This window comes from Mesorhizobium abyssinicae, from assembly GCF_049887195.1.
GTDB lineage: Bacteria > Pseudomonadota > Alphaproteobacteria > Rhizobiales > Rhizobiaceae > Mesorhizobium > Mesorhizobium abyssinicae.
The window spans coordinates 34,785-42,944 of record NZ_JARAKC010000033.1 but is presented as its reverse complement, the minus strand read 5'-3'; the positions used below and the strand labels follow the sequence as shown (position 1 = coordinate 42,944).

The 8,160-nt window shown below is 63.4% G+C and carries 7 protein-coding genes; 6 read left to right on the top strand and 1 reads right to left on the bottom strand.

Features of this window, described 5'->3' with window-relative positions; translation table 11 throughout:
• Nucleotides 1–381 precede the first annotated feature (381 nt).
• The gene (locus tag PU724_RS31660) at nucleotides 382–882 is read left to right on the top strand and encodes a GAF domain-containing protein (RefSeq protein ID WP_292173501.1); all 501 of its coding nucleotides are present in this window, start codon (nucleotides 382–384) and stop codon (nucleotides 880–882) included.
• Between the two features lie 366 nt (nucleotides 883–1,248).
• On the top strand, nucleotides 1,249–2,682 hold the full coding sequence (locus PU724_RS31655) for an aldehyde dehydrogenase family protein (protein ID WP_354425536.1): 1,434 nt from the start codon (nucleotides 1,249–1,251) through the stop codon (nucleotides 2,680–2,682).
• 97 nt (nucleotides 2,683–2,779) lie between these two features.
• On the opposite strand, the gene PU724_RS31650 is transcribed toward PU724_RS31655, so the two are convergent.
• Entirely contained in the window at nucleotides 2,780–3,250 is a 471-nt protein-coding gene (locus tag PU724_RS31650; RefSeq protein WP_354425534.1) for a hypothetical protein, read from the bottom strand.
• Between the two features lie 169 nt (nucleotides 3,251–3,419).
• Here PU724_RS31650 and PU724_RS31645 point away from each other — a divergent pair, with 169 nt between their 5' ends.
• From PU724_RS31645 to PU724_RS31630, 4 genes are all read left to right on the top strand, one after another.
• A complete protein-coding gene (locus PU724_RS31645; RefSeq protein WP_006325302.1) occupies nucleotides 3,420–4,022 on the top strand; it encodes an ANTAR domain-containing response regulator in 603 nt (200 codons plus the stop codon).
• A gap of 1 nt (nucleotide 4,023) precedes the next feature.
• Complete coding sequence (locus PU724_RS31640) at nucleotides 4,024–5,265, top strand: CmpA/NrtA family ABC transporter substrate-binding protein (RefSeq protein ID WP_354425532.1); 1,242 nt, start codon at nucleotides 4,024–4,026, stop codon at nucleotides 5,263–5,265.
• A gap of 100 nt (nucleotides 5,266–5,365) precedes the next feature.
• Entirely contained in the window at nucleotides 5,366–6,256 is an 891-nt protein-coding gene (locus PU724_RS31635) for an adenylate/guanylate cyclase domain-containing protein (RefSeq protein WP_354425530.1), read from the top strand.
• A 521-nt stretch (nucleotides 6,257–6,777) separates the two neighbouring features.
• Nucleotides 6,778–8,094 carry a CmpA/NrtA family ABC transporter substrate-binding protein gene (locus PU724_RS31630; protein ID WP_128272596.1) on the top strand — a complete coding sequence of 439 codons (1,317 nt, stop codon included), beginning with the start codon at nucleotides 6,778–6,780 and terminating at the stop codon, nucleotides 8,092–8,094.
• Nucleotides 8,095–8,160 lie beyond the last annotated feature (66 nt).

Below are 8,160 nucleotides of genomic sequence, written 5' to 3'. Positions count from 1 at the left end.
CGCATCGCCAGAAACGTCCTCCAGGCAGCCGATGCCGACAAAGTCCCCATCAGCCACCGCATCAAGAAATGCGCGTGGAACGACGACTATCTCATCCAGGCGCTAACCCATATGCGATAGCCCTGCCGTGAACGGGGAGAAGGCAGATGAGCGCGACGTCGGCGCGCGATTGGCGACACCGTCGAGGAGAGCGCTTCCTCTCCCCGTCACTATACGGGGAGAGGATGCCGGCAGGCAGGTGAGGGGCAGCGCCGACCTACGCTTTGCTGCCGCCGCCGCAATCGTCATCATCCCGGGGGATTTCGTGATAGCCTCACCGCTCACCTGGTGGCAGAGAGAGCGGAGCGGGCGCTTCGGCGTCCTGGCAACGGAGGCACGGCGATGTTTGCGGCAAAAGCGATCGAGAGCACGGACAAGCCGGCCTTCTACAGCGAACTCGCCACGCAGCTGAAGGCGCTGCTCGAAGGCGAGCGCGACTCGATCGCCAACGCCGCCAACACCGCGGCGTTGATCTACCAGATGGTGCCCGACCTCAACTGGGCCGGTTTTTACTTCCTGCAATCGGACGAAGAGCTGGTGCTCGGCCCCTTCCAGGGCAAGCCGGCCTGCGTGCGCATCGCCGTCGGCAAGGGCGTCTGCGGCACTGCCGTCGATCTGGGCATGTCGATGCTGGTCAAGGACGTCCACGAGTTCGAGGGCCACATCGCTTGCGACGCGGATTCGCGTTCGGAGCTGGTGGTGCTGCTCAGGGACAATGACGGCATCTTCGGCGTTCTCGACCTCGACAGCCCGCTGCCCGGCCGCTTCGACAAGGAGGACCAGGCCGGTATCGAGAAGCTGGCCGCGATCTATGTCGCGGCGAGTGCGTTCGAGCCCGACTGATGGCGGTGCAGCGCGTCTGGCGAGTGCCATTGTCGATGTCGGCGCCGCCCCTCATCGCCCTGCCGGGCACTTCTCCCCGTAAACGGGGCGAAGGACGCTGTGCGGACGGCTTCGCCAATCGCCAGCGTTGCAGGACAAAGCGCCGAGGCTGCGGCCAGCCACTTTCTCCCCGTTCACGGGGGCCGGCAGGACAATGAGGGGCAGCGCCAGCGCTGAAAGCCAGGCTGTATGGCGCGATGCCTCAGGGTGAAAGCGGTCAACCTCTGGCTCAACGACCCGGTCTTGCGTTTGACCTAATTGCATCGTTATCACTGGCGGAATACGACGCCCCACAATCGAGAACCACGGCCGACCGAGGAGGAACCCATGTCCCATAATCTGCAGTTCTACATCGACGGCGCCTGGGTCGATCCGGTCGTGCCGAACAATTTCGACGTCATCGATCCGTCCACCGAGGACGCCTTCGCGCAGATCTCGCTCGGCACCAAGCCCGATGTCGACAAGGCGGTGGCGGCGGCCAAGCGCGCCTTCAACAGCTTCGGCTTCACCTCGGTTGAAGAGCGCCTCGACATCCTCAACCGCGTCGTCGAAATCTACAAGAAGCGCAGCAAGGACCTGGCGCTGGCCGTCTCGCGCGAGATGGGCGCGCCGCGCCAGATGGCGCTGGACAGCCAGGTCGGCGTCGGCCAGGCGCATCTGGAGAAGATGGCCGAGGTGCTGAAAAGTTTTCAGTTCCGCCATGTCAAAGGTTCGTCGCTGATCGTCAAGGAACCGATCGGCGTCGTCGGCCTGATCACGCCGTGGAACTGGCCGCTGAACCAGATCACCTGCAAGGTCGGCCCGGCGCTCGCCGCCGGCTGCACCATGGTGCTGAAGCCGTCGGAGATCGCGCCGCTCGACGCCATCGTCTTCGCCGAGATCATCGACGAGGCCGGCGTGCCGAAGGGCGTCTTCAACCTCGTCAACGGCGACGGCCCGACCGTCGGCCAGGCGCTGGCCAGCCATCCCGATGTCGATATGATGTCCTTCACCGGCTCGACCCGCGCCGGCATTCTCGTCGCCAAGGCCGCCGCCGACACGGTCAAGCGCGTGCACCAGGAACTCGGCGGCAAGTCGGCCAACATCCTGTTCCCCGATGTCGACCTCGAAAGGGCTGTCACCAAGGGCGTCGCCGGCTGCTTCGGCAACAGCGGCCAGTCCTGCAACGCGCCGACCCGGATGTTCGTGCCACGCGACCGTCATGACGAGGCGGCCGGTTATGCCAAGGCTGCAGCCGAAAAATTCACCGTGGGTCCGGCCGACGCGCCGGGCTCGAAGCTCGGCCCGGTGGTCAGCCAGCTCCAGTTCGACAAGATCCAGAGCCTGATCCAGAGCGGCATCGACGAAGGCGCCACGCTGGTCGCCGGCGGCCCCGGCCGCCCGGCCGAGCTCAACCGCGGCTACTTTGTCCGCCCGACCGTCTTCGCCGACGTCACCCACGACATGCGCATCGCGCGCGAAGAAATCTTCGGGCCGGTGCTGGCGATCATGCCTTACGACACCGTCGAGCAGGCGGTCGAGCAGGCCAACGACACCGTCTTCGGCCTTGCCTCCTACATCCAGGCCAAGGACATCGAGAAGGCGCGCCAGGCGGCCGCCCGGATGCGCTCCGGCAACGTCTACATCAACTACCCGACCTGGGACGCCGGCCTGCCCTTCGGCGGCTACAAGCAATCCGGCAACGGCCGCGAGTATGCCGAGTACGGTCTGGAGGATTTTCTGGAGATCAAGGGCATCGCGGGGTACGAGGCGGCGGAGTAGGGCAATAGCGCCAAGCATGGACCGGCTTGCCGGAGGTCGGTCCCTGATCAAAGTGCGGGGTGGCCGACGCGCGGCCTGCTTGATAACTGGCGCTTGTCTACTCCTCCATCGTCAATTGCCACCACATTTCATTTACCTGGGTAATTGCCGGTCCGAAATCTGTTAGCTGCCCGTCGCGGTGGCGGATCACAATTCTGGATCCGGTTTCGTCGGACCACTCGGTGTCGAATATCTCACCTGATGCCGTAACTCTATGAACCGATCCACCTGAGGCCACATCGCATGAAGCCTTTGTATAGAGATGCTTATAGGCATTCGCCATGTCACGAATGACCTTGAAGGGTGGGCAAGCGGTTTTTAGATGCTCAAGGAAGTGATTGAATGTTGGAAAAGATGCAACCTTGTGCGGGTTCATTCTGGCGTGAAATCGGTAATAGTGGTCCGCAAGGTGCGAAGCTGAAATAGCTGCGTGAAATGCAGCGCGCAATGAACCCTTGGACTGCTCCCATTCCCAATAGTCCTCTTGGGCGAAGCCTTCGAGAAATTCGGAAGGCGTCATGCCAGCCATCGTTTCACATCCTCAGAGACTTGGTTTGAAGGTAGAAATAGTTGAGCCAAGCTGAGATCACAACTATCTACTTCCAAAGCTCGCCATCGTGGGGCCGGGCAAGGCATTGCGAGCAAAGCACCCCCCATCCCGCATTGCACAATTCCCCCGCTTCGACATATTGGAGCGCATGGTCCGTTCCTCGCTCGCCGTCCTTGTGATCGACGAAAACCGCATCCGTGCCTCGATCATTGAGGCGGGATTGCGGGAGGCCGGGCATGAGCGGGTGACGGTCATCCATGATGTCGCCGGCATCGCGCGCCGCATTGCCGAGATCGAGCCGGACGTCATCGTCATCGATCTCGAAAACCCCAACCGCGACATGCTCGAAAACATGTTCCAGCTGTCGCGCGCGGTGAAGCGGCCGATCGCCATGTTCGTCGACCGCTCCGACCAGGCCTCGATCGAGGCGGCGGTCGATGCCGGGGTGTCGGCCTACGTCGTTGACGGGCTGAGGCAAGAGCGGGTCAAGCCGATCCTCGACATGGCGGTGAGCCGCTTCAACGCCTTCTCGCGCATGGCGCGCGAACTGGAGGAGGCGCGCAGCGAGCTGGAGAGCCGCAAGGTCATCGACCGCGCCAAGGGCATTTTGATGAAGTCGCGCGGCTTGAGCGAGGAAGCGGCCTACACGCTGCTGCGCAAGACGGCGATGAACCAGAACCGCAAGATCAGCGACATCGCCCAGAGCCTGGTGACCGCCGCCGGACTGCTCGGGCCGCTGGAGGACGAATAGCATGACGGCAGCGCACCAGATCACCGCCGGCTTCATGCCGCTGTTCGACAGCGCCGTGCTGGTGGCGGCCGGCGAACTGGGCTTTGCCGCACGCGAAGGCATCGAGCTCACGCTGCATCGCGAGACCTCCTGGGCCAACATCCGCGACCGCATCGCCATCGGCCATTTCCATCTGGCGCACATGCTGGGGCCGATGCCGCTGGCCTGCAGCCTCGGCCTCACGCCGATCGCCTCCGAGACCATTGTTCCGTTCTCGCTCAGCCTCGGCGGTAATTGCGTCACAGTCTCCAATGTCGTCTGGGACGGCATGGCGGCGCATGGCGCGGAACCCGATCTCGATCCCGCGCGGGCAGGGGCCGCTCTTGGCGCGCTGATCCGCGGGCGGGCCACCACGGGGAGCGAGCCGCTGCGCTTCGCCGTCGTGCATCCGCATTCCGGGCACAATTACGAGCTGCGCTACTGGCTCGCTGCTTGCGGCATCGATCCCGAGCGCGACATCGAGATCGTCATCGTGCCGCCGCCCTTCATGGCCGATGCTCTGGCCGCCGGCCGCATCGATGGCTACTGCGTCGGCGAGCCCTGGAACAGTGCAGCGGTTGCCGCCGGCATCGGCCATATCGTCACCGTCAAGGCGCTGCTCTGGCGCAACAGCCCGGAGAAGGTGGTCGGCGTGCGCAAGGCCTGGGCGGAAGAGAATCCGGAGGCGCTGGCGGCGCTGCTCAGAGCGCTGCATCATTCGGCGCGCTGGTGCCAGGACCCGGCGAACCATGCCGAACTGGCGGCGCTGATGGCCGGGCCGGGCTTCCTCGGTCTGCCGGCTGCGGTGCAGATGCCGATCCTGACCGGACGGCTGAAGCTCGGTGGCGGCGCCGAGCGGGCGATCCCGGATTTCTTCGTGCCCTTCGACAAGGCGGCGAATTTTCCCTGGAAGAGCCATGCGCTGTGGTTCTACACGCAGATGGTGCGCTGGGGGCAGTTGGCGCACACGCCGGCAAATCTCGCCATTGCCTGGAACTGCTACCGGCCCGACCTCTACCGCTCGGCGCTGAAGCCGCTCGGTGTGGCGCTGCCCGGCGCCAATGCCAAGGTCGAAGGCGCCCTGAAGGCCGGGACCCCTGTCGGTTCGGCAGGCGCAAGCCTGGTGCTCGGACCCGACGGTTTCTTCGACGGCCAGATCTTCGATCCCGATGAGATCGAAGCCTATATCGCCGGGCAGAAACACGCTGATTCCCTGGCGCAGTAGTAGGTGCCGGGGTTGGCGGGTCGTCTACCGCGCAAGTAGATAAGTCAAAGGCCGCCTTGGTGTGTTATATACGCTGCGTTCTCGGGCGGATACGAGATCGATGGATCAGGAAAGACTTCTGGCCGCCGTCCTTTTGGCTGATGTCGTGGGCAGCACGCCCCTCTATGAGCGCATCGGCGACGATGCCGCTCTGCAGCAGGTTTCGGATTGCCTGGACGCGATGCGCGAGATCGTCGCCCAGCACGGCGGTGATTTCATTTACTCGAAAGGCGATGACGTACTCAGCCTGTTCGAGAGCCCGGAGATGGCGCTCAGGGCCGTCTGCCAAATCAGCCGCCAATTGACTAAAGGGCCGTTGAGCGCCCGTATAGGATTGCATTTCGGGGCGGTCATTCGCGCGCGGGGCGCGATATTCGGCGATGTTGTCAATGTCACCGCCAGGTTGTCCAGCACGGCCAACCCCGGCGAGGTGCTGATCAGCCAGAGCTTCTTCGAAGGCCTTACAGCGGGCAGCCGCAGTGCCTTGCGGCTCCTCGACAAAATGGCTTTCAAGGGCAAGCAGGAACTCTTCGATGTCTATACTCTGAGGAGCGACGATGGGACCCTCAGTCCGCAGATCGCCAGCCGGGGCACCATTATCGAACGGCGCTCCGTCCCGCCGCCGCAGATCAATCTTCTCATCGGCTATGGAGATCAGTCGCGATCCTGCCGAAACAACGAATTCGTGACGTTCGGCCGATCTCCGGAATGCAATATCGTCATCCAGTGGCCCTGGGTCTCAAGGCACCACGCCACCTTCACCATTTCGAATGGCAAGGCCCGCCTTATCGAGCGAAGCTCGTCGGGCACATTTGTGTCGATGGGGCCCGACCATGAAGTATTCGTGCGCCGCGAAGATATTCTTCTCTTCGGCTCCGGCGTCATCTCGCCTGGACGGAGATCGTCGCCCGGCGACACCGAGGTTCTTCACTTCGAGATTGTCTCAGCCTGACCCGGACGGATTTGTTAGCCGCGAGGGGCTCGGGCGGCGGCGCCGAGATCAGCCAAACGCCCGTGCTGTCGATCCATCTGCACGAAGGCTGAAACCTTGGCCGGCAACAGGTCCCCAACCGGTCAAGACCACCGTCTCGAGAGCTGATTTTACGGGCCTGATTATTTTCGCGCCACTCTTGTGCATTGCACAATAATTATGCGTGCGCTTGCGCTAATGAACAATCTTTGGCCTGCGCGCCTCGTGACCAAGCCCGTGCGTTGCCGGCGTGGATCATTGATTTAATTGAAGTTTTTCTCCTCGTTCAAAACTGGCACGGTTTCTGCATTGCAATAACCAAGCTCCTCGCGGAGCCACGGAACAGGCGTCCAATGGCGGGCGCCACAGGCAAAGCTGCCGCTCAGGTCGACACGCGATCCCGGATGTACGGACGCGAGCGATCTGGCCGGCAGCTTTTTGTTTTGACTGAACACGAGAATCGACGGCGCCGGTCCCAAGCGGCGTCCAACCGGGAGATGACGATGACGAAACGGATCGGAACTGCAACGACCCTCAAGGGCATGTCGCGTCGCGACTTCCTTGCCAGAAGCGCGCTGACGGCGGGGCTGCTCGTGGCGGCGCGCAACCTTCTGCCTTCGGGCGCCTATGCGGCGACCGCAGCACCCGAAGTGACCGGCGCCAAGCTCGGCTTTATCGCGCTCACCGACGCGGCACCGCTGATGATCGCCAAGGAGAAGGGACTGTTCGCCAAATATGGCATGCCCGATGTCGAGGTGCTGAAGCAGGCCTCCTGGGGCGCGACGCGCGACAATCTGGTGCTGGGCAGCGAGGCCAATGGCATCGACGGCGCCCACATCCTGACGCCGATGCCCTACCTCATGCACACCGGCAAGGTTACGCAGAACAAGCAGCCGCTGCCGATGGCGATCGTGGCGCGGCTGAACTACGACTGCCAGGGCATTTCCGTCGCCCAGGAATACGCCGCCACCGGCGTCGGCCTCGACGCTTCCAAGCTGAAGGAGGCCTTCGCCGCCAAGAAGGCCGCCGGCAAGGAGGTCAAGGCCGCCATGACCTTCCCGGGCGGCACGCATGACCTGTGGATACGCTACTGGTTGGCCGCCGGCGGCATCGACCCCGACAAGGACGTCTCGACCATCGTCGTGCCGCCGCCGCAGATGGTGGCCAACATGAAGGTCGGCAACATGGACGTCTTCTGCGTCGGCGAGCCGTGGAACGAGCAACTCGTCCACCAGGGTATCGGCTTCACCGCCGCCACCACGGGTGAATTGTGGAAGGGCCATCCGGAAAAGGCGCTCGGCCTGCGCGCCGCCTTCATCGAGAAATATCCCAACGCCACCAAGGCGATCCTGATGGCCGTCATGGAAGCCCAGCAATGGTGCGAGGCGATGGAGAACAAGGACGAGATGGCCTCCATCATCGGCAAGCGGCAATGGATGAACGTTCCGAGCGCCGACATCATCGGCCGCCTCAAGGGCGACATCAACTATGGCAACGACCGCGTCGCCAAGGGCACCGACCTCTACATGAAGTTCTGGAAGGGTGGCGTCTCCTATCCCTTCAAGAGCCATGATGCCTGGTTCCTGGCCGAGAACATCCGCTGGGGCAAGTTCGCGCCGACCACCGACATCAAGGCGCTGGTCGACCAGGTCAACCGCGAGGATCTCTGGCGCGAGGCGGCGAAGGAGTTGGGCGTCGCGGCAAGCGACATCCCTGCATCGTCGTCGCGCGGCGTCGAGACCTTCTTCGACGGCAAGACCTTCGATCCGGCCAATCCGTCGGCCTATCTCGACAGCCTGAAGATCAAGGCATCAGCCTAGGCGCAAACGGCGCCAAAGGCGCCGTTGTCGCAGCGCGACCAAGGCGCAACGGCGCTCGCGCCGTTG